The 20,517-nt window shown below is 68.1% G+C and carries 15 protein-coding genes; 9 read left to right on the forward strand and 6 right to left on the reverse strand.

What is annotated here, in order from left to right:
* Nucleotides 1-18: 18 nt before the first annotated feature.
* Nucleotides 19-1,566 (reverse strand): efflux transporter outer membrane subunit, encoded by a 1,548-nt coding sequence (locus ACZ50Q_RS04290; RefSeq protein WP_464080684.1) that lies wholly within the window; start codon nt 1,564-1,566, stop codon nt 19-21.
* A 194-nt stretch (nt 1,567-1,760) separates the two neighbouring features.
* Here ACZ50Q_RS04290 and ACZ50Q_RS04295 point away from each other — a divergent pair, with 194 nt between their 5' ends.
* Both ACZ50Q_RS04295 and ACZ50Q_RS04300 read left to right on the forward strand, forming a co-directional pair.
* The gene (locus ACZ50Q_RS04295) at nt 1,761-2,402 is read left to right on the forward strand and encodes a TetR/AcrR family transcriptional regulator (RefSeq protein ID WP_464080685.1); all 642 of its coding nucleotides are present in this window, start codon (nt 1,761-1,763) and stop codon (nt 2,400-2,402) included.
* A 74-nt stretch (nt 2,403-2,476) separates the two neighbouring features.
* Complete coding sequence (locus ACZ50Q_RS04300) at nt 2,477-4,087, forward strand: EAL domain-containing protein (RefSeq protein ID WP_464080686.1); 1,611 nt, start codon at nt 2,477-2,479, stop codon at nt 4,085-4,087.
* On the opposite strand, the gene kch is transcribed toward ACZ50Q_RS04300, so the two are convergent.
* Nucleotides 4,064-5,275, reverse strand: a complete 1,212-nt coding sequence (kch, locus tag ACZ50Q_RS04305) for a voltage-gated potassium channel protein (RefSeq protein ID WP_464080687.1) — start codon at nt 5,273-5,275, stop codon at nt 4,064-4,066. The two genes, ACZ50Q_RS04300 and kch, sit on opposite strands and share 24 nt — an antisense overlap.
* Before the next feature lie 393 nt (nt 5,276-5,668).
* Entirely contained in the window at nt 5,669-6,481 is an 813-nt protein-coding gene (locus ACZ50Q_RS04310; protein WP_464080688.1) for a response regulator transcription factor, read from the reverse strand.
* A 623-nt stretch (nt 6,482-7,104) separates the two neighbouring features.
* Between ACZ50Q_RS04310 and ACZ50Q_RS04315 the strand changes: the two genes are divergently transcribed.
* Nucleotides 7,105-7,461 carry a helix-turn-helix domain-containing protein gene (locus tag ACZ50Q_RS04315; RefSeq protein WP_464080689.1) on the forward strand — a complete coding sequence of 119 codons (357 nt, stop codon included), beginning with the start codon at nt 7,105-7,107 and terminating at the stop codon, nt 7,459-7,461.
* On the opposite strand, the gene ACZ50Q_RS04320 is transcribed toward ACZ50Q_RS04315, so the two are convergent.
* Complete coding sequence (locus ACZ50Q_RS04320) at nt 7,442-8,593, reverse strand: acyltransferase family protein (RefSeq protein ID WP_464080690.1); 1,152 nt, start codon at nt 8,591-8,593, stop codon at nt 7,442-7,444. The genes ACZ50Q_RS04315 and ACZ50Q_RS04320 overlap by 20 nt on opposite strands.
* Before the next feature lie 304 nt (nt 8,594-8,897).
* Between ACZ50Q_RS04320 and ACZ50Q_RS04325 the strand changes: the two genes are divergently transcribed.
* The 3 genes from ACZ50Q_RS04325 (at nt 8,898) to ACZ50Q_RS04335 (ending at nt 11,073) form a co-directional block, all read left to right on the forward strand.
* Nucleotides 8,898-9,428, forward strand: coding sequence for an META domain-containing protein (locus ACZ50Q_RS04325; RefSeq protein WP_092581028.1), 531 nt, complete (start codon nt 8,898-8,900; stop codon nt 9,426-9,428).
* A 34-nt stretch (nt 9,429-9,462) separates the two neighbouring features.
* On the forward strand, nt 9,463-10,260 hold the full coding sequence (locus ACZ50Q_RS04330; protein ID WP_464080691.1) for a DUF4377 domain-containing protein: 798 nt from the start codon (nt 9,463-9,465) through the stop codon (nt 10,258-10,260).
* Between the two features lie 75 nt (nt 10,261-10,335).
* The gene (locus tag ACZ50Q_RS04335; RefSeq protein ID WP_092581032.1) at nt 10,336-11,073 is read left to right on the forward strand and encodes a sulfurtransferase; all 738 of its coding nucleotides are present in this window, start codon (nt 10,336-10,338) and stop codon (nt 11,071-11,073) included.
* A gap of 92 nt (nt 11,074-11,165) precedes the next feature.
* On the opposite strand, the gene metG is transcribed toward ACZ50Q_RS04335, so the two are convergent.
* Both metG and ACZ50Q_RS04345 read right to left on the reverse strand, forming a co-directional pair.
* Nucleotides 11,166-13,232 (reverse strand): methionine--tRNA ligase, encoded by a 2,067-nt coding sequence (gene metG, locus ACZ50Q_RS04340; protein ID WP_076516851.1) that lies wholly within the window; start codon nt 13,230-13,232, stop codon nt 11,166-11,168.
* Between the two features lie 226 nt (nt 13,233-13,458).
* Nucleotides 13,459-13,734, reverse strand: coding sequence for a hypothetical protein (locus tag ACZ50Q_RS04345; protein WP_076521804.1), 276 nt, complete (start codon nt 13,732-13,734; stop codon nt 13,459-13,461).
* Between the two features lie 101 nt (nt 13,735-13,835).
* Between ACZ50Q_RS04345 and apbC the strand changes: the two genes are divergently transcribed.
* The 3 genes from apbC to ACZ50Q_RS04360 are packed head-to-tail and all read left to right on the forward strand — an operon-like array spanning nt 13,836 to nt 20,461.
* A complete protein-coding gene (apbC, locus tag ACZ50Q_RS04350; protein WP_464080692.1) occupies nt 13,836-14,924 on the forward strand; it encodes an iron-sulfur cluster carrier protein ApbC in 1,089 nt (362 codons plus the stop codon).
* Between the two features lie 3 nt (nt 14,925-14,927).
* Nucleotides 14,928-16,820, forward strand: a complete 1,893-nt coding sequence (locus ACZ50Q_RS04355; RefSeq protein WP_464080693.1) for an autotransporter assembly complex protein TamA — start codon at nt 14,928-14,930, stop codon at nt 16,818-16,820.
* On the forward strand, nt 16,817-20,461 hold the full coding sequence (locus tag ACZ50Q_RS04360) for a translocation/assembly module TamB domain-containing protein (RefSeq protein WP_464080694.1): 3,645 nt from the start codon (nt 16,817-16,819) through the stop codon (nt 20,459-20,461). Before ACZ50Q_RS04355 ends, ACZ50Q_RS04360 begins: the two co-directional genes overlap by 4 nt.
* The last annotated feature ends 56 nt before the right edge of the window (nt 20,462-20,517 follow it).

Here is a 20,517-nt window from a genome sequence, read left to right on the forward strand (position 1 = left end):
CTTGATCTTGTCTGCCAGTCAGCGTTGGGCGGTGCCCGGGCCGGGCGTTGCTGCGGCCAGCGAGCCCCCGCCCAGCGCGGCATACAGGCCGACGCGGCTGGACAGGAGCGCGCGGCGCGTCTCGACGAGCTGTTGCTGCGCGGCCAGCAGGTCGCGCTTGGCGTCCAGCACCTCCAGGTAGGGCGAGGCGCCGTGGTCGTAGCGCAATTGCGCCAGGCGGGTGCGTTCGGCCTGGGCGGCCACGGTGGCGCGCAGCACGTCCACCTGTTCGGCCAGCCAGCGGCGCGAGGACAGGGCGTCGGACACGTCGCGGAAGGCGCTTTGGATGGTCTGCTCGTAGTTGGCCACGGCCAGGTCCCGCCGCGCTTCGGTCAGATCCAGCGACGACTGCCGACGGCCGGCATCGAAGATGGGCAGGTTGATGCTGGGGGCGAAGTTCCAGGCGCGGCTGCCGCCCGCGAACAGTCCGTCCAGTTCGGCGCTGGCGGTGCCGAACGCGCCGGTCAGCGTGATGCTGGGCAGGAATGCGGCGCGGGCGGCGCCGATGTTGGCGTTGGCGGCCTTGAGCCGATGCTCGGCCGCAAGAATGTCGGGGCGGTTGGTCAGCAGGTCCGACGGCAGCCCGGGCGGCAGCTCGCGCATGACGGCGTCGTCATTGAGGCGCGCCGGGCCGGCGGGCAGATCGAGCGGCGCGCCCACCAGCAGCTCCAGGGCGTGGGCCTGCGCGGCGCGCGTGCGTTCCAGCTCCGTGCCCAGCGCCTTGGCCTGCTGCCACAGCGTGTCCACTTGCGTGAGGTCCAGCTTGGAGATGGCGCCTTCTTCAAAGCGCCGGCGGAAGATGCGCAGCGACTCCGCGCGCGATGCGATGGTCTCCTGCGTGAGTTCCAGCCGCTCGTCCAGTTCGCGCAGGGTCAGGTAGCTGTCGGCGACCTGGGCGATCAGGCTGAGGGTGGCGGCCTGCGCCGCGGCCTCGGTGGAGAGATAGTTTTCCAGCGCCGCATCGCTCAGGCTGCGCACCCGGCCCCAGAAGTCCAGTTCCCAGGTCGCCATGCCGAGACCCGCCTGGTACTGGCTGGAGATCTGCGGCTGGCCCGTCAGGTTCAGGTCCGCCGGCACGCGCGCCCGCGAGCCCTGCGCCTGCACGCCCACCGAGGGGAACTGGTCCGAGCGCTGGATGCCATACAGCGCGCGCGCTTCCTCCACCCGCAGCAATGCCGCGCGCAGGTCGCGGCTATTGTCCAGCGCGGTGGCGATCAGGCGCTGCAGCGCGGGGTCGGTGAAGTAGCGCTGCCAGGCAATGCGGGCGGCGGGATCTTGTGGCGAGGGGGAGGGGGCTTCGGCGGGGGCGGGGGCCGGTAGGCCTGCCTCCGGATGGCCGGCCCCCGGTAGGCCGGCCCCCGGATCGCCGGCCGCCGGCAGGCCGGCCGCCGGATACCCCTCCGGAACGGGGAGCGCGGGGCGCTGGTAATCGGGGGCGAGCGAGACGCAGCCGGTCGCCAGCAGCAGCGCCAGGGCGGCGGGAGCCAGGCGGGCGGTGATCTTGGCGGCGGACACGGGAGCTTTCATGAGGCGGTTCTCCGGCTCGACGGCCGGGGGAGTGGCGCGGGCGGCAGGCTGGTGGCGTGCCCCGCGGACGGCCCCCGGCGCCAGGGCATGCGCCTATTTTGCCCAGCGAGCCTCGATCGTTCCTTGATCCGGGTCAAGGTAACGACTGACCGGTCGGTATGTAATCGCCTCATCTCGAACACGGAGCCACCGGGATGGACAGGCAGCGCAGTCGTCTACCGCCGTCGGTGCGGGTCGACCAGATCGTCGACGCCGCGCTGCGGGCGTTTTCGCAGGCAGGCTATGCCGGGGCGCGCATGGACGACATCGCGCGCGGCGCAGGCCTGTCCAAGGGCGGGCTGTACGCCCATTTCACAAGCAAGGAAGCCGTCTTCGAGGCGCTGCTCGAGCGCCACCTCGCGCCTGCGCCGCTCGATGTCGACGCGATCGTCAACGACGCGGATTCCGTGCAGGCGCTGGCCGAACGCATCGCCGATCATCTGCACGACCGCCTCGCCAATCCCGCCATGATCAGCACGCTGCGCCTCTTGCTCGCCGAAAGCGGCAGGGTGCCGCACCTGGCGGCCCGCTGGCGCCACGAAACGGCCGCCACGCATTTTGCCGACCTGGGCCGCCTGCTGGCGCTGGCGCGCGAGCGGGGGCTGTGCCGCGACAGCGTGGCGCTGCGCCAGCCGTGGCTGCTGCTGGCGCCGGTGGTGCATACCGTCGTCCTGGCCGCGCTGGCCGACCCGGACGAGCCCGTCCGCCTGCAGGACCGCCGCGAGGCGCACGTGGCCATGATGGTCGAACTGCTGGACCCGGCCGCCAGATCCCCGTGCGCCGCACGCGGTTCTTGACGCCGCGCGGCGCTTGGTGTCCCATCCGAACGGTGCGCTCGCGCCAATCGCAGCGATCCCTAAGCGGAGACCCTTTGCCGACATCGGTCTTGATGGAACGCGTATCGTCGTGGCGGTATCTGCCTGTGGCCCTGGCGCTGGTGCTGCCGGTGCTGGCCTGCGTGGCCTGGACCGGATGGCACGCCCGCAACGCCGAGCGCCAGGAAGCCGAGTCGGCCGCGCGCATCGTGCGGGTCCAGGCCCAGCACATCCTGGGACAGGCCTGGGAAATGCTCGACAGAGTGGCCGCGCTGACGGCCCTGCCATGCGAGCAGGCGCTGCCCGACCTGCGGCGCTGGGGCATGCTCAATCCCTACTTCCGGTCGCTCTTTCTGGTGCGCGGCGACCGGGTCTACTGCTCGTCGGCGGTGGGCCAGACCGACTATCCGTTGTCGGAATTTCGCAGATGGTCGGTCGACACGCCGCCGGACCAATGGCTCGTGACCGTGTCCGGCACGCCCCTCGCGCCCGAACGGCCCGCCATCCTGCTGGGACGGCCGGGCGTCGACGGGCACAGCGGCGTGGTCGTGGTAGACGGGCGTCATCTTCAGGACCTGCTCGGTGCCGTCGCCACGCTGCGCGATTACCGGATCGAGCTGATCGTGGGCGAGGGCGCCGCGTCGATACACAGCGATTCCAAGGGGGCTTCCGCGGCGCACGGCCAACTGGTGCATGGCGAGACCACGCTTTACGACGGGCGCGCCGCCGTGACCATCCGCGTCAAGGCGCCGCCCGAGGCCGTCGTCCTGGCCTGGCAGCAGCTCATGCTGACCTACCTGCCCTTCGCGGTGCTGATCGGCGTCTGCCTGGCCGTCGCCGCCCACCGGCTGCAGACCAACCGCCAATCCATCAAGGAAAAGTTGCGGCGCGCCATCCTGGCCGACGAATTCCGGGTGCATTACCAGCCCGTGTACAGCCATGTGTCGGGCCAGTGCAGCGGCGTCGAGGCGCTCATGCGCTGGCATCGGCCCGGGCAGGGCGACGTGCGGCCTGACCTGTTCATTGCCGCGGCCGAGGCGCAAGGCATGATCGTCCCGCTGACACGCCACCTGTTCGCGCTGATCGAGCGCGACATGCGCGGCTGGGCCACGCCGCCCGGCTTTCACATTGGCGTCAACATCGCCGCCGAGCACTTGTCCAGTCCCGCCCTGGCGTCCGACGTCGAGCGCTTCGCGGCGGGAATCGCGGCGCGCCAGCCCGTCGTGGTGCTTGAAATCACCGAACGCAGCCTGATCGCCGACGACGGCCAGGCCCGGCGCAACATCGACGCCCTGCGCGCGCGCGGGGTGCGCGTGGCCATCGACGACTTCGGCACGGGGCACTGCTCGCTGTCCTATCTGCAACGATTTCCCGTCGACTACCTGAAGATCGACAAGGGCTTCGTGCAGGCCATCGAGCCTGACGGGCAAGAGGCGCCGGTGCTGGACGCCATCATCGCCCTGGCGCATAGGCTCGGCCTGTCCGTGCTGGCCGAAGGCGTCGAAGCCGATTATCAGTTCGACTACCTGGCGCGGCGCGACGTGACGTTCATCCAGGGCTATCTGTTCGCGCGGCCCATGCCGTCCGAGCAGTTCGTGCGCTGGTATGCCGACCACCCCTTGCCCCGCGGGGCGCGGCGCGAATCAGGTCGCCTTCGCGTCGGCTGAGGATTTGGCGAAGAACAGGTCGGTGATGGCCTGGCTGTCCATGGGCTCGCCGTTGATGGCGCGCATCAGCAGTTCGGCGCCCAGCAACTGCACCGAAAACACCAGATCGGGCTGCACGCGGCGGATCTTCTCCAGATGCTTGCTGGTGTTCACCAGGGCGACAGTCTTGGCGCCGTCCGGTCCGGTGGCTTCCTTGGCGGCCAGCACGATGAAGGCGTTCTCGGCATCGTCGTCGCGCAGCGCCAGCACATAACGCGCCCGTCCCACGCCGGCCAAGCGCAGCACCTCGACGCTGGAGGGATCGCCTTCGATCAGATCGGTGGACGCGGGGTAGTCGTGCGCCATGCCGGTCGGCACGATGACGGTGACTTCTTCGTTGCGGTGGCGCAGGCCCTGGTAGACGCTGAGCGCCAGGGGCGTGGCGCCGGCGATGATGATGTGGTTCTTTCTCATGGCGGAGGAAAACCTGCCTTTGACGAGCCGTTTCAGGTTGCCGCCGATCACCGGCCCGGCGATCGCGCTGACGGACGTGGCGAACACGGTAATGCCGAGGATGATAATCGACGCGGTGAACAGGCGCGCCGTGCCGCTGTGGGGCGTGATGTCGCCATAGCCCACGGTGGACATGGATACGATCGAAAAGTAAAGCGCGGTGCCCGCGTCCAGGATGGGGGGATTGAATTCATTGCCCAGGTACAGCGTGCCGAACACCGCGTAGATCATCAGCGACAGCACGCTCACCAGCGCGAACAGCGAGCCCGCGGTCACGCTGGCGCGATCGAAGCGCCGCCAGTAGGCCACCAGCGCGATCACGAGAATCAGGGTGTAGAGGCCCAGGCCCGCGCGGCCGCCATCGCCCAGGATGGAGAAGGTGCCCACGCCGATCAGCAGCACCAGCGAGAACGCCCACGCGATGCGCGCTTTCAGGATCAGCCCCAGCGCAATGACCTGCAGGCCGACGCCGAGCACCAGCCGTGGAATTTCCAGCAGGCCGACCACGCGCATGATCTCGTGCCAGTTGTCCAGCGCGAGCCAGAATGAATATTCGCGCGCGCGGACTTCCCGCAGCACGGGATGCATGAAGGCATATCCGTCCAGCGCCACCAGGATGGCGAGGCACCAGTTGGGGGGGAACAGCGCCAGTATCTTGCCGACGCGATGACGCAGGGAGGGTTTGGGCAGAGGCATCGAAGGCACGTTCTTCCTATATCAATATGGTATGGAAGACTATCAACAAAGAATTACTGGAAACGCGTCCAAGGTCCTAAACTTTCCTCATCACGCGGCTATCCGGAAGGAACGCCGCTGATATGGCAGTAACGCCCGCCAGCAGCCAGGGTGGACGCATTGCCAGGCTTTGATCACGTTGCAGCCTGCGCAGGGACTAGAGACCCGGCGCAGGTCCACGGTCGGACCGTGCGTGAGTAGTATGAGGCACGAATGTTGGAATCGCGTGATCCAGGTAGAAGGCATCGGTGCCGGCCGATGACTCCAGGCTCACGTGTTGTTTTAGCGCGGCGTCTTACCCTTCGGGGGCAGCGCCGCGTTTTTTTCGCCTGTCGGCCTTGCGCCGGCCGGCGTCTAGACGGACGCGCTCGCGTCCGCTTCTTCGCTGCGCCAGGCCTGCTGGCCATCCGCGCGACCGCTGTCGCCCGTCACCCGGTAGTCCAGATCCAGCGTGATGTCGGCGGCAAACATGTAGCCCCATCCATGGACCGCGCGTATCGGCAGCGTCATCTGATTGGCCGCGGCCTTGCGGCGCAGCCGGCTGATCATCACATCCACGAAGCGGCGCCGCGTGATGCCGCTGTCGGCTTCGTCCGCCCCGTCGGCAAGGAAGGCATCGCGGCTGATCTTGCGGTCGGGCGCCTTCACCAGCCGCGTCAGGAAATCGCGTTCCCCCGTCGTCAGTCCCAGCGTCCTGCCCTTCGGGCTGATGAGGGTCCAGCCCTTGTTGGCCAGCCGCCAGCCCGCCTGCTCGGGCTCTTCGGCGTGCACGTCCGTCGCGGGATCCAGGCCGTCCAGGCCTACCGCGCGCCGCACCAGGGCCTGCAGGACCGCCGCCAGTTCCAGTCCCGTAACGTCCGGCGACAGGCACGCGTCGGCGCCGCAGAGCAGGGTACGGATACGGCTTTCGGCGTCGGCGAATTCGGCGATGGCGACGATGCCCAGGCTGCGGTCGATGGCGCGCAGCCGCACGGCGGCGTTGTGCACATCGGGGAGGGGAGCTTCCAGGACCACCAGGGGGCTGGGCTGGCGGGAGTACCTGTCGTAGACATCCACGAGATCGTGGCAGCGGCGGACGTTGAATCCCAGGTGGGATAGGGATTCGACCAGTCTGGCATGCCTGGCGTTGTCATTGCCAAGAAAAATGACATCCAGCGTGTTGTTCATTGATGCTTCCAATGAGGCGGCGCGGCAGGGCGCTGGCGCCGGGAAAGCCGGGCGCCTGGCAGAGCCATGCCGTTGCCGGCCGTTGTGGGCGCTTTCCCTCATGGAGTCACGCCTGTGTTTCATTTAAACACGGGCGTGTTTTTTTGTGAAGATACGTTTCTATGGTTTCGGTCGGTAACAGTCCTTGCGCCGGAAAGCCGGGTCAGTCCATTGAAACATCGTTTGATTCGGGTTTTGCATCAACAATTTATTATGTATTACCGATACATTATTTTCTCTTTTGTCAGCAGACTTGCTCATAAACTTGCGCGGCTTTTTTTCGCACACCGGTGGGGTGGCGGGCCCAGCGGTCCTGCAGCCGCGGCGGGGATGGGGATCCTTCGCAAGCGGTTGATAGATATGGACTTTGCGGGGTTCGAGGCAGAGCGAAAGGCTGGCGCGCGGGCTATGTCTTGCACGGCCGGCGGGGGGCATGCGGCGATTTATGGATTAGCCCGGAAAATGGGGTCTAATCCATATGTTTGGCCGTGGAATTGAAATGCTTTAATCAAATAAAACCATGCAAATTAATGTCTCGGGTTGATCGATTGGACACGTTTAGCCATCGTCTGCGCAACGCAAGAATGCTTCAGGGATGGACTCAAAAAGACTTGGCGGTCGCGAGCAACCTGTCGCAAAGCGCCATCGGCAACTACGAAAGCGGGCAGCGCCTGCAGCCTTCCAGCGATGCGCTCATCAAGCTGACGCGTGCGCTGCGCGTCAGTGCCCTGTGGCTCAGCACCGGCGAAGGCCCGATGCTCGACGCGCCGACCGGCCACGTCCTGCCGGACAGCATTGCGGACGGCATCGGGGAGATTCCCGATCCGCCCGCCTGGCCCTTCGAAACCGTTTCGTACTCTGCCTACTCCCGCCTCAGCCGGCAGGAAAGGCGGCAGATCGAACTGGTGCTGTCCGCCTACATCAAGGCACGCGGCGAATAGTCCCCATCGGTTGGGCAGGGACCGGGGGCCGCGGTGTGGCGTCGGCCGCGGGAGACGTCCCCGCGCCCTTGGCGTCGGTGCGCAGCCGGCTGCGCAGGCGTTCCACGGGATCGGCAATCAGGTAGTTCAGCACGGCGGACACGCCGATGCAGCCCGTGATCGCCATCGCGGCGAATAGCATCGGCTGGTGTTCCTGGACGTCGTGCATGAGCCAACTGAACGCCATGATCACCAGCATGTGGCAGATGTAGAGCGGATAGCTCAATTCGCCGATCGCCTTGTCCAGCCGGTGCCGCGACTGGAACAGGAAGGCCAGCGGCAGCAGCGCGGCAAACAGCAGGACGGCCAGGCCATCGCGCACGGTGGGATGGATGCCGATCGAAAAATGCGCCAGGACATAGATGAAGAGGATGCCCGTGCCCAACTCGGGCAGCCGCTTCACGCGCTGCGTCCACGCCTTCATGCGCGGCAGCACCACCTGATGCGACAGCGAGCCGATCAGGAACAGCGCCAGTTCGGTGGGGAAAAAGCGGTAGGTCCAGGGATCGGAGCGGCCCACGCCGGTCGCGATCAGCACGGCGCGCAGCGCCAGCGAGGCCGCCAGCAGCATCAGCAGCCGGCGCGGCGAGCGCAGGATGAAGGGCGCAACCAGGTAGAAGCTCATCTCCACGCCCAGCGTCCAGGCTTGCGGCACGAGCAGGCCCTTGTAGAGCGGGACGTCGCTGTTGGCGAAGCTGCCCGTGAAGGCCAGCGCGGAGTCCCGGATGCCGAAGAACATCAGCCAGTCCTGGCCGAAGATGAAGAGGTTGGAGAGGAACAGGAAGACTTCGGCGCTGAAGGGCAGCGATTCGTAGAGACGGAAGAATGAGCCGCCGCTCACGATGTGGGCCGTCAGCGTCAAGGCCGCCACCGCCAGATAGATGGGAAACAGCCGCAGGAACCGGTTCGCGTAGAATTTGCCGGTGGCGCCCTGGTAATTGTCCGTCGCCGTCAGCACATACGAAATCAGGAAGCCGGAAATCACATAGAAAAGCTGCACGGCCAGCCGGCCGCCGACAAGCTGGTCGGCATAGCCGCCACCCAGGTGGTCCAGCACCACCGATAGCGCCAGTAACGTTCTCAAGAAACCCATCGCGCATCTCCCCGGTCGATATTGTTCTCAGGCCCGATGGGCCGGACACTGCGCTTGCGGTGGTCGCTTGTTCCGCTCCTCTTTCCCTGTATTTCTGTTCGGCCGGAGACCACGACTGTCGTTGATTCTGCGCGCCGTCGCCAGCGCCCGCCATGCGGCATTCGATGCAAGACGCCCGATCATCGGAGCTAGAACCGGCGGCCTTCGGTGCATCTTTTGGATACGGCTGTAGGGCGGAGAAAAATCGCCCGCGCGGCCCAGGCCGGTTACAGTACGGCGGTACGAACCTTTTGGAGTCCCGCCCATGCCTACTCTCCTGTCCACGCCCAACAGGTTGCTCTGCCTGGGGCTGTTGACCGCGGCGCTGGCCGGTTGCGCCGGCACCACCGGCGGCGCGCGTCCCGAAGGCGCCGCGGCCGCCAGTGCAGCCAGCAGCGCGGATTCGCTGGCGCAGACAAGCTGGGAACTGGTCCGTTGGACGCAGGCCGGCGGCGCGTTGCGCGACATCCCGCACGGCGACAACGGCGAACCCATCCGGCTCACGTTCCTGGCGCAAGGCAAGCAATACCACGTCAACGGCTTTTCCGGCTGCAACCGCTATACCGGCACGTACAAGCTGGAACGCAACAAGCTCTTCATCGACGCGCCGGCCACCACGCGCATGGCCTGCGTGCCGCCCGACCGCGCCAAGCTCGAAGCCGATTATCTGCGGGGCCTGCGCGCCATCGATACCTTCACGCTGGATAGCGGGGGGGCGCCCCGGCATCTGACGTTCAATCTGCGCGGCGGCGATGTGCTGGAATTCGAGCGCCGCCAGGATCCGCCGACGCCCTGAGCTGCGGCGCCGCACCACGTACCGGAAGACTTGCATGCGCGTTTCCGTCCTCCTGCGCCGCCTGGCGTCCTGCCTGCTGTGTGCGGCCCTCGCCGCCTGCGCTTCGCCGCCGATGCGCGCGGCCGATGGGCAGGATCCCCGTTTCCAGCCGACCTCGGCCTCCGACATCCTGGTGCAGACGCGCTGGGATCTGGCGCGCTGGTCGCGGCCGGGCGGCGCCTTGCGTCCCGTGCCGCATCCGTCGTCGACCACGCGCCCCATCACCGCGGAATTCATCCACGAGCAGGGGACGCCCCGGATGATGGGCTTTGCCGGCTGCAATTCGTACAGCGCGCCGTACACCCTTGCCAACGGACTGCTGATCGTGCGTGCCAGTCCCGTCGCCACGCGCAAGGCCTGCGCACCGCAGGCCATGGCGCTCGAACAGGACTTCCTGGCGGCGCTCACCCGCATCACGGCCTCGTCGTTCGACAACGCCAACAATCCGCAGCGCATGACGTGGAAGCTCAGCACGGGCGACACGCTGGATTTCGGGCGGCGCGCCGACCCGATCGCTGGCGGCCAGCGCGGGCCCACCAAGCTCGTCTACGTGGATGCCGAGCGCGTGCCGTGCGACACGGGCGCGGGCCGCGCCATGTGCTATCGGGTGCGGGACAGCGCCGCCCAGCCCTGGCAGCCGTGGCACGGTGAAATCACGGGCTTCGACTTCCAGCCCGGCGTGCAATATCGCCTGCGCGTGGTCGAGGTCAACGACCCGGACCCGCCTCAGGGCGCGTCGTCGCTGCGCTGGGTGCTGGACGCCGTCATCGAGCAGCACGTCGTCGGCCGCTGAGCGCGGGCGCAGGGCGGGGCAATCCGTCCTGCGATTATCATTACGGGCTTTGCTGCCCGTACTCACTGCTTTGCCATGACTGCCGTCGTCAATATCGCCGCCTACAAATTCGTATCCCTGGATGCCTTGCCCGAGTTGCGCGCCCGCCTGCTCGCCGAGGCCGGCGCCGCCGCGCTCAAGGGAACCATCCTGCTGGCCGAAGAAGGCATCAACCTGTTCCTCGCGGGCGCGGCGGACGGCATCGACGCCTTTCTGCAGGGCCTGCGCGCCGACGCGCGCTTCGCGGACCTGGAGGTCAAGTTCAGCCACAGCAACGACGTGCCGTTCCGAAAACTGCTCGTCAAGATCAAGCGCGAGATCATCCGCATGGATCACCCCGCCATCCGGCCCGCCGCAGGGCGTGCGCCCGGCGTCGATGCGCATACGCTGGCGCGTTGGCTGGCGCAGGGCGTGGACGACGCGGGACGTCCGGTCGTCATGCTGGACACGCGCAACGCCTTCGAGGTGGACGAGGGCACGTTCAAGAACGCCATCGACTGGCGCATCGAGCGCTTCACGCAATTCCCCGCCGCGGTGCAGGCGAACCGCGCGCAGCTCGAAGGCAAGACGGTGGTCAGCTTCTGCACGGGCGGCATCCGCTGCGAAAAGGCGGCCATCTACATGAACGAGGCCGGCATCGACAACGTCTATCAGCTCGATGGCGGCATCCTCAAATACTTCGAGGAAACCGGCGGTCCGGGCTACGAGGGCAAGTGCTTCGTGTTCGATGAACGGGTCTCGCTGGACCCGGCGCTGGCGCCCAGCAACGCCTGAGCGGCCGGCGATCCGGCGGTCTGGCGATCCCGCGCCGCAAAGAAAAGAGCCCGCTTCACGCGGGCTCGGTCTTTTCTGGTCTGCCGCGCCGATCAGCGCACGCGCATGCCGGGCTTGGCGCCGGGGAACGGTTCCAGCACGTAGATGCCGGCGTCGACCGCTTCGTCCGCGTGGCTGGCGGCCAGCACCATGCCTTCGGACACGCCAAACTTCATCTTGCGCGGGGCCAGGTTGGCCACCATCACGGTCAGCTTGCCGATCAGGTCTTCCGGCTGGTAGGCCGACTTGATGCCCGAGAACACGTTGCGGTGGCGGCCTTCGCCCACGTCCAGCGTCAGGCGCAGCAGCTTGGTGGAGCCCTCGACGTGTTCGCAGTTGACGATCTGCGCGATGCGCAGGTCGACGCGCGCGAAGTCGTCGATGGAGATGGTCTCGGCCAGCGGCTCGCCGCCGGGCACCACCACGGGCGCGGCGGGCGGCTCGAACAGGTCTTCCAGCATCTGCGGCTCGACGCGCTGCATCAGGTGCTTGAACGGCGCAACGCGCTGCGGCAGCACCGAGGCGTCGGCCCAGGTGAAGGGCGCCTGCGCGCCAAAGAGCTCCAGCGCCACGCGTTCGGCCAGCGCCGGCAGCACCGGCGCCAGCATCACCGACAGGGCCTTGAAGCCAGCCAGCGAGCGCGAGCAGATGTCCTGCAGCGCGGCCTTCTGCGCGTCATCGGCGGTGGCCAGGCCCTTGGCCAGCACCCAGGGCTGCGCGGTGTCGAACGCCTGGTTGATGCGGTCGGCGTAGGCCATGATTTCGCGGATGGCGCGGTTGTATTCGCGGGCTTCGAAGGCGGCGCGGATGGACTCGGCCTGTTCGGCGTATTCGGCGGACAGCGCGTCGGTGTCGCCCGAGTAGCCCAGCACGCCGTCGAAGTGCTTGGTGATGAAGCTGGCGGCGCGGCTGGCGATGTTGACGTACTTGCCGACCAGGTCGCTGTTCACGCGCGCGATGAAGTCCTCGGGATTGAAGTCCACGTCTTCGACGCGCGCGTTCAGCTTGGCGGCGATGTAGTAGCGCATCCATTCGGCGTTCATGCCGAGTTCCAGATAGCGCAGCGGCGAAATGCCGGTGCCGCGGCTCTTGGACATCTTTTCGCCGCTGACCGTGATGAAGCCGTGCACATTGACCGCGTCCGGCGTCTTGCGGCCGGCGAACTTCAGCATGGCGGGCCAGAACAGGGCGTGGAAGTACACGATGTCCTTGCCGATGAAGTGCACCTGTTCGGTGTCGCCATTGGGGTCGAGCAGGGCGTCGAAGTCCATGCCCTTGACCTCGCAGTACGACTTGAGCGAGGCCAGGTAGCCGACCGGCGCGTCCAGCCACACGTAGAAGTACTTGCCCGGCGCGTCCGGGATCTCGATGCCGAAATAGGGGGCGTCGCGGGAAATGTCCCAGTCGCCCAGCTTGGCCTCGCCGTCTTCGGCGCCCAGCCATTCGCGCGTCTTGGCGAGCATTTCAGGCTGCAGGTGCTTGCCGCCGTGCTTGTTCGCGCCGGTGGTCCACTGCTGCAGGAATTCCACGCAGCGCGGATCGGACAGCTTGAAGAAGAAGTGGTCGGAGGACTTCAGGACGGGCGTGGCGCCGGTCAGCGCCGAGTACGGATTGATCAGCTCGGTGGGCGCGTAGACCGCGCCGCAGACCTCGCAGGAATCGCCGTACTGGTCCTTGGCGTGGCACTTGGGGCATTCGCCCTTGATGTAGCGGTCGGCCAGGAACATGCCCTTGACCGGATCGTAGAACTGCTCGATGGAGCGCGTTTCGATCAGGTCCTGGGCTTTCAGCGCGCGGTAGATGTCGTGCGACAGCGCGACGTTCTCGGCCGAGTCCGTGGAGTGCCAGTGATCGAAGCGGATGTGGAAACCGTTCAGGTACTGCGGACGCTCGGCGGCATATCGCGCCACCAGCGCCTGCGGCGTGATGCCTTCCTTTTCGGCCTTCAGCATGATCGGCGCGCCGTGCGCGTCATCCGCACCCACGAAGTGCACCGTGTGGCCCGCCATTCGCATCGAACGAACCCAGATGTCGGCCTGGATGTATTCCATGATGTGGCCGATGTGGAAGGATCCGTTGGCGTAGGGCAGCGCAGTGGTGACAAAAAGGGTGCGAGACATGGTTGTCGACTGAGGTTGAGGGGAAAAGGGATTTGGCCGGCCATTTTAGGGCAAGCGCGCGCACCTGCCCGCGACGCGGCCCCGGAAAGCACACAACCCGCCCCTCGCGGCAAGGCGAATCAGGCGGGTTGAGGGGGGAATGGGCCGGTGCGCGGGGTGCGGCTTGGCGCAACACGCAACGGCCTGCTTGCGCCGGATCGGGGCGCAAGCCAGTGGAAAAACGCCGTCAGCGGATTTCGCGGGCCTCGACGTCGATCACGTCGCCGCGCGGTTGCGTGGCGAACGGCGCGGTGGCGGACTGGAAGGGTCCAGGGCGGGCGCCCTGGCGCTGGCTCCAATAGGCGCGAACGCCAAAGGGCTTGCCGCGCACCTTGGCGACCACGTACAGGATCGCCACGGCGACTGCCGTGGAAAGCATGAACACCAGCGCCATCGCCATGCCGATCAAGGCCAGGGCGGCGAATAGGACGGCACGAAAGAAGCGGATAAGTGTGTTGGTCATGAATGTCGGATGCAAAACGCAGCGAAAGGTTCCCGTGTATCCGCTATCCTTTAGGGGATGGCGGCCCGCAGACGCCGCGCTGCCTACGGAACCATAGTGACATGAGTATAACGATAGAAAACATCCGCGCCGCACTGCGCGCCGCGCACGACCCGAATACTGGTTTGGATTTAGGCGTTTCTGTAAAAGATCGTGACATTCAAATGGCTGGCGGGCGCGTGGCGGTGACCCTGGAGCTGGGCTATCCCGCCGACGCCGTACGCGAGCAGATCCGCGACATCGCCGCGCGCGCGCTGGCGCAGTCCGGCGCGCCGGACGCGCAGGTCACCGTCACCTGGAAAGTGGCCGCGCATGCCGTGCAGAAGGGCCTGAAGCCGCTGCCCAATGTGCGCAACATTATTGCGGTCGCGTCCGGCAAGGGCGGCGTGGGCAAAAGCACCACGGCCGTGAATATTGCGCTGGCCCTGGCGGCCGAGGGTGCAAAGGTCGGCCTGCTGGACGCCGACATCTACGGACCCAGCGTGCCGACGATGCTGGGCATTTCGGGCCGTCCCGAAAGCCTGGACAACAAAAGCATGGAGCCCCTGACGGGCCACGGCCTGCAGGCCAACTCCATCGGCTTTCTGATCGACGCCGATTCGCCGGCGATCTGGCGCGGCCCGATGGTCACGCAGGCGCTGGAACAGTTGCTGCGCCAGACCAACTGGCGCGACCTGGATTACCTGATCGTCGACATGCCGCCGGGCACGGGCGACGTGGCCCTGACGCTGGCGCAGAAGGTGCCGGTCGTGGGCGCGGTCATCGTCACCACGCCGCAGGACGTCGCGCTGCTGGATGCGCGCAAGGGCCTGCGCATGTTCCAGAAGGTCGACGTGCCGATCCTGGGCGTGGTCGAGAACATGGCCATCCACATCTGCTCGCAGTGCGGCCACGCCGAACACATCTTCGGCGAAGGCGGCGGCCAGCGCATGGCCGAGCAATACCAGACGCCGTGGCTCGGCAGCCTGCCCCTGACGCTGGCGATCCGCGAACAGACCGACGCCGGCACGCCGACGGTCGTGTCGGACGCGGGCAGCGAAGCCGCGTCGCTGTATCGCGCGATCGCAAGAAAGCTGGCCACGGGCGTTGCGGCGCTTCCGCGCGACATGGCCGGAAAGTTCCCCTCCATCGTCGTACAGCAACCGACCTGACACATGCGGTGGGCTGCCCGAGCCGTATTGGCAGGACTGTGCATGATGGCGGGCGAGGCGTTGGCCAAGCGCCCGGAAGTCATCGTCGACCCCGGGGGCGTGCCCCCGGCCGCGCTGCAGGCGATCACGCAGGCGGTCGATGCGATCGCGCGGCTGGCCGAAGACCAGGACGGCGGTGAAATCAACCGCCTGCGTCGGCGCGCGCGCGACGCGACGCTGGCGGCGCTGGCCACGCAAGGCTATTTTTCGCCCAAGGTCACGCTTGAGGCCGGGACCGACATCGGCGGGGAGACCTGGGACATCGCCATCGTGCCGGGCAAGCGCACGATCGTCGACTCCGTCAGCCTGGAATTCTCCGGCCGCATCACGCGCCCCGAATATGCGCAGCGCATACAGAAGCTGCGCGACGACTGGCGGCTGAAGAAGGGGCAGCCGTTCATCAACAGCGAGTGGAACCGCGCCAAAGCCACGCTGCTCGATGACGTCACCACGCGCGATTTCCTCCTGGCGCGCATGACGTCGTCGCGCGCGGACATCGACGCCGACAACGCGCTGGCGCATCTGCACGTCGCCATCGACAGCGGGCCGCAGGTCCGCATGGGCGAATTGAACACGCAGGGCCTCAAACGCGTGCCGGAGACGCTGATCGACCGTTACGTCCGCTACAACGTGGGCGCGGCGTTCGACCAGAACCGGCTGGACCAGTGGCAGCAGGACCTGCAGTCGACGGCGTTTTTCCGCGGCGCGTTCGTGTCGCTGCAAGAGCCTGACCAGACCGCCCAGCCTACCGATCCCATTTCGGACCGCGCCCGCGGACCGGGAGCCGAAGACGCCGCCGCGGCCGCGCCGGCGGGCGACCCCACGGTGTCGGGCGGCCTGCCCCCGCCGCCGGCCCAGTTCGATTCCGACGGCGAGGTCACCTTGCCCGTGCAGGTGCGCGTGGTCGAAGCGCCGCCCAAGCGCTTTTCCGCGTCCATCGGCGTGGATGACGAGGCCGGCGTGCGGGTGGAATCCCTGTACCGGCAGAACGTGGTGTTCGGCCAGCCCGTCACGCTGGAAACCGGGTTCGGCGTGGACCGGCTGCGCCAGCGCGCCTTCATGGACATCCTGCTGCCCCCGAGCGAGCGCGGCTACCGCGATTCCTTCGGGATTCTGGCGGACCGTTCCGACATCCAGGGCCTGGAAGTCACCCGCTACGCGCTGGGCGCCACGCGCACCCAGGAGCGCAAGGGGGCGGGCAACAGCCGCGTCGAATACGAAACGCGCTACGGCGTGCTGCTGGCGCAGGACCACGTCAAGATCGATGGCGGCGACAGCTACACGCTGCCCACCGTGACCACCACGGCGGAATGGCTGCGGCGCGATGTGGACAACAAATACGATCCGCGCGAAGGCAACCTGATTTCGGTGGGCGGCGGCGTTGGCGTCACGCTGGACACGGGCGAGCCCTACACGCGCCTGCGGCTGCGTGGCCAGAAATGGTGGCCGATCGGCAAGCTGGACGTGCTGACGATCCGCGCCGAAGCGGGCCGCGTGTGGTCCAACGGCGATGTGCAGGTTCCCGACGACTTCGGCTTTCGGACGGGCGGCGCGCGTTCCATCCGCGGCTACCGTTACCAGAGCATCGGCGTGCATCGCGACAACGCCGTCGTGGGCGCGCCCACGCTGCTCGTGGGCAGCATCGAATACGACCACTACTTCGATGAACGCTGGGGCATGGGCGTCTTCGTGGACGCCGGCGATGCGGCCGAATCCTTCGGCGACATGTCGATGAACGTGGGCTATGGCGTCGGCGCCCGCGTGCGCACGCCCGCCGGGCCGCTGTTTCTGGACCTGGCCTACGGTCAGCGCCAGCGCGACCTGCGCCTGCATTTCTCGCTGGGGATCGCATTTTGACGTTCTTGCGTAAATTCCTGCGTCAGGTGCTGGTCTGGTGGTTGCCCGGCCTGGCCATGCTGGCGGCGTTGGCGGCCGGATTCATTTTCTGGCTGGTCGCGTCGCAGAACGGCACGCGCCTGCTGCTGACCACCGCCGCGCAGCAGCTCGATGGTCAGGCGCTGGACGTGAACGGCTCCATCCTGCGCGGTGTGACCGTGGGCCGGCTGGAACTGGTGGCCGGCGGCGCGCATGTCGACATCGCCGACCTGAACCTGGTGGTGCGCTGGCGCGCGCTGGGAGACCGCCTGCTGCACGTGCGCAACCTGTCGGCCGGATCGGTCCGCGTGACCATGACCTCGCCGCCGCAGGCGCCGCCCACCGAAGATGGCGACGAACCCTTCACCATGCCGGAACTGCCGGTGACCATCGCCGTGGACCGGCTGGCGCTGGGCGACTTCCAGTTCATCCAGGACGGCCAGCCGCTGCCGGTGACGCTGAACGACCTGAGCGCCACCTTGGCCGCCGGCAGGCAGGGCGCCCAGTTGCGCATCGCCAGCCTGCGCGTCGGACACGAGGTGGGAGAGGCCGACGTGACCGGCCAGGCCGACCTGCAGGCCCTGGCCGACCCCTGGCCCTTTGCCGCGCGCCTGGACGTGACGGCGCGCGGCGCGGGACCCGAGTCGCCGCTGTGCCAGGCCGACCGGCTGAGCGGCGTGTTCGGCCCGGCCAAGGGGCCGGGCGATGCCACCGCGGGCGCCAAGCCGCCATCCGGCCAGAAACCCGGCCCCGCCGCCGCCGCGCCGATGGGGCCGCCCGCGCCCGCCTGCCTGGTGGTTTTGCGGGCCGACGCGGCGGGATCGCTCGACGGCATCCAGGCCAAGGTCGACGGCACGGGCTCCAACCTGATGCTCGACGTGGTCGCCGACCTGGCGCCGCGCACGGCGCTGGTGCTGCGCAGCGCCCGGGCGCGCGCGCAGATGCCGGACAAATCGACGCTGGCCGCGCAGTTCGACCTGCAGGCAGGCGATGCGCCGGGCCGTGACCGCATCGTCGGATCGCTCGACGCCCAGCGGCTGGATCTGGCGCCCTGGGCGGGCGACGCGCTGCCGCCCGCGCTGCTGACCGTGCGCGCCGACGTGCAGGCCGAGATCGAAAACCTGAGCGCGCTGCGCCATGCCGCCTTCAACCTGCGCTTTGAAGAGGGCAGCCGCTGGAACCGGCAGCCCCTGAGCGGGGACCTGAAGGCCCAGGTGGACGTGGCCGCGGCCCCGCCCGCCGGCACGGCGGCGCCGGACCCGGCCGTGGCGCCGCTGGCCGGTCTGCGTATCCATGGCCTGGACGTGGACCTGCGGCTGGGCCGCAACCGGGTCCGGGCGACGGGCGAACTGGGCGCGTCGGACGGCGCGATCACCCTGGACGCCCAGGCGCCGCAACTGGATGCCTTCTGGCCCGGCCTGCCTGGCGGGGCGGACGTCAAAGCCCGCCTCGACGGCGCGATGGCGGCCCATCGCGGCGAGATCACCGCCAGTTACACCCCGCCCAACCCCCGCCCGGGCATCGTCGGGCGGTCGCGCGCGCAGGCCAGTCTCGCCTTCGCGGGCGGCTGGGGCAGGGGCGCGGCGGGCCAGCCCGACGCGGCGCTGGTGGGCTGGCGCGGCACGTTCTCCCGGCTGGCCGCCGATACGGCCGGATTCTCGGTGTCGCTGGACCGGCCGGTCACGCTGTCTTTCCTTCCTTCGGCCGTGGCGCCGCAGTGGCAATGGCAGGTCGGCCAGACCGCGATAAGCCTGGCGCTGCCCGGCAAGGAGCGCCTGACCGTGGCGCATCAGGGCTCGCGCGGCGGCGGCAAGCGTTGGGAAACCGCCGGGCAGTCGGACAACCTGGTCATCACCGCCGCCATGGCGCGCCAGGTGATCGGGGCGTTCGACCCCGAAGCGGCGGCCAAGCTGGGCCGCAATGCCGGCCGCGTGAATGCGATGGTGCCCGACGGCCAGCGCCGCATCGCGCTCGACCTGCTGTGGGACCTGAAATTTGACGGCCGGCTGGCGGGCAAGGCGCGCATCGCGCGCCGTTCGGGCGATCTGCTGATTCCGGGCGATCCGCCCATCCCGCTGGGCGTGAAGGCGCTGGTGCTCGATCTGACGGCCACGCCCACCTCGGCCAACGCCAGCCGGCTGGATGCGCGGCTCGACCTGTCCACGAACAAGATGGGTTCGATCAACGGCACCGGCACGGCGGTGCTGCTGGTCGACGCCCAGGGCGGCATGGCGCTCGATTCGCGCCAGCCGCTGCGGGCGCGGCTGAACGCGGACATCGCCGACCTGGCGTGGGTGGGCCTCTTCGTGGGCGACGCCATGGAGGTCGGCGGCGCGCTCAAGGCCAACATCGACGTCCAGGGCACGCTCGCCGGCCAGTGGGGCGCCACCGGCAACATCCGGGGCGACAAGCTGCGGCTGGTGCGCATCGACGACGGCGTGCGGCTGATCGACGGCACGCTGTCCGCGCGCCTGGACGGCCAGCGGCTGATCCTGGACAGCCTGCGCTTTCCGGCGTCGTTGCGCGTCATGCCGGCCGAATGGCGCACCAAGGAATGGATCACGACCAACCCGGGGGCGAAGGGCGGCTACGCCGAGGCCAAGGGAGACTGGAACATCATGGACGGCGGCGGGGCCATCAACCTGACGCTGTTCCGTTTCCCGGCCTTGCAGCGCTCGGACCGCTACGCCATGGTGTCCGGCACCGTGGAGGTGCGCGCGGCCATGCCGCGCCTGGAAATCGTCGGCAACCTGAGCGCCGATGCGGGCTGGTTCAGCCTGGAGATCCTGCAGGGCGTGCCGACGCTGGATGACGACGTGCGCGTGATCCGCGCGGGCGACGACCCCAACAAGGTCTCGACGCCGCTGCAGACCAGCATGGACCTGAAGTTCGACATGGGGCCGCGCTTCTACATCACCGGGATGGGGCTGGATGCCGGGCTGCTCGGCTCCATCCAGATCCGGCTCAACGAGGGCAGGCTGACGGGCTGGGGACAACTGCGCACCCGCGGCGGCGGCATCGAGGCCTATGGCCAGCGGCTGCGCCTGAGCCGGGGTACGCTGACCTTCCAGGGCCGCCTGGACAATCCCATCCTGGACATCGAGGCCCTGCGCACCGGCGAACTGGTCGAGGCGGGCGTGCGGGTGGTCGGCACCGCCCAGCGGCCGCGCATCGACCTGGTGTCCTATCCCGAGGTCAGCGACGTCGAGAAACTGTCGTGGCTGCTGCTGGGCCGCGGCCCGGACGAAAGCGGCGGCGACGCGGCCCTGCTCGTGTCGATCGGCACCGCGCTGCTGGGCGGCGGGCAGCCGTTCTACAAGCAGTTCGGCCTGGACGACGTGGCCGTGCGCACCGGCAACATGGGCAGTTCGGGCAGCATCCTGCCCGACCGCACGGTGGCCGGCAACGTGAACCGCGACATCAACAGCGACCTGTCCACGCAATTCCTGGTGGCCAGCAAGAACTTCGCCAACGGCATCACGCTCAGCGTCGAGCAGGCGCTGTCCGGCAGCGACACCGTCGGGCGCGCCAGTTACCGGCTGGCGCGTGGTCTGTCCCTGGATTTAAAGGGCGGGTCGGTGAACGGGATCTCGCTGGTGTACCGGACGCTGTTCGGCAATTGACCGGGCGCCCCGCTTGAGGCGGGACAAGCCGGTCCCGCCCCGGTCAGGGGCGGGCC

The organism is Achromobacter sp. T5-5 (assembly GCF_055397965.1).

Bases quoted from the DNA above. Each gene is read 5' to 3' on its own strand.
- kch (WP_464080687.1), bottom strand. From the start codon at position 5,275: ATGCCTCTGCCCAAACCCTCCCTGCGTCATCGCGTCGGCAAGATACTG.
- ACZ50Q_RS04335 (WP_092581032.1), top strand. From the start codon at position 10,336: ATGACTGCCGTCGTCAATATCGCCGCCTACAAATTCGTATCCCTGGAT.
- ACZ50Q_RS04320 (WP_464080690.1), bottom strand. From the start codon at position 8,593: ATGGGTTTCTTGAGAACGTTACTGGCGCTATCGGTGGTGCTGGACCAC.
- ACZ50Q_RS04295 (WP_464080685.1), top strand. From the start codon at position 1,761: ATGGACAGGCAGCGCAGTCGTCTACCGCCGTCGGTGCGGGTCGACCAG.
- ACZ50Q_RS04290 (WP_464080684.1), bottom strand. From the start codon at position 1,566: ATGAAAGCTCCCGTGTCCGCCGCCAAGATCACCGCCCGCCTGGCTCCC.
- ACZ50Q_RS04315 (WP_464080689.1), top strand. From the start codon at position 7,105: ATGCTTCAGGGATGGACTCAAAAAGACTTGGCGGTCGCGAGCAACCTG.
- metG (WP_076516851.1), bottom strand. From the start codon at position 13,232: ATGTCTCGCACCCTTTTTGTCACCACTGCGCTGCCCTACGCCAACGGA.
- apbC (WP_464080692.1), top strand. From the start codon at position 13,836: ATGAGTATAACGATAGAAAACATCCGCGCCGCACTGCGCGCCGCGCAC.
- ACZ50Q_RS04325 (WP_092581028.1), top strand. From the start codon at position 8,898: ATGCCTACTCTCCTGTCCACGCCCAACAGGTTGCTCTGCCTGGGGCTG.
- ACZ50Q_RS04330 (WP_464080691.1), top strand. From the start codon at position 9,463: ATGCGCGTTTCCGTCCTCCTGCGCCGCCTGGCGTCCTGCCTGCTGTGT.
- ACZ50Q_RS04355 (WP_464080693.1), top strand. From the start codon at position 14,928: ATGCGGTGGGCTGCCCGAGCCGTATTGGCAGGACTGTGCATGATGGCG.
- ACZ50Q_RS04310 (WP_464080688.1), bottom strand. From the start codon at position 6,481: ATGAACAACACGCTGGATGTCATTTTTCTTGGCAATGACAACGCCAGG.
- ACZ50Q_RS04345 (WP_076521804.1), bottom strand. From the start codon at position 13,734: ATGACCAACACACTTATCCGCTTCTTTCGTGCCGTCCTATTCGCCGCC.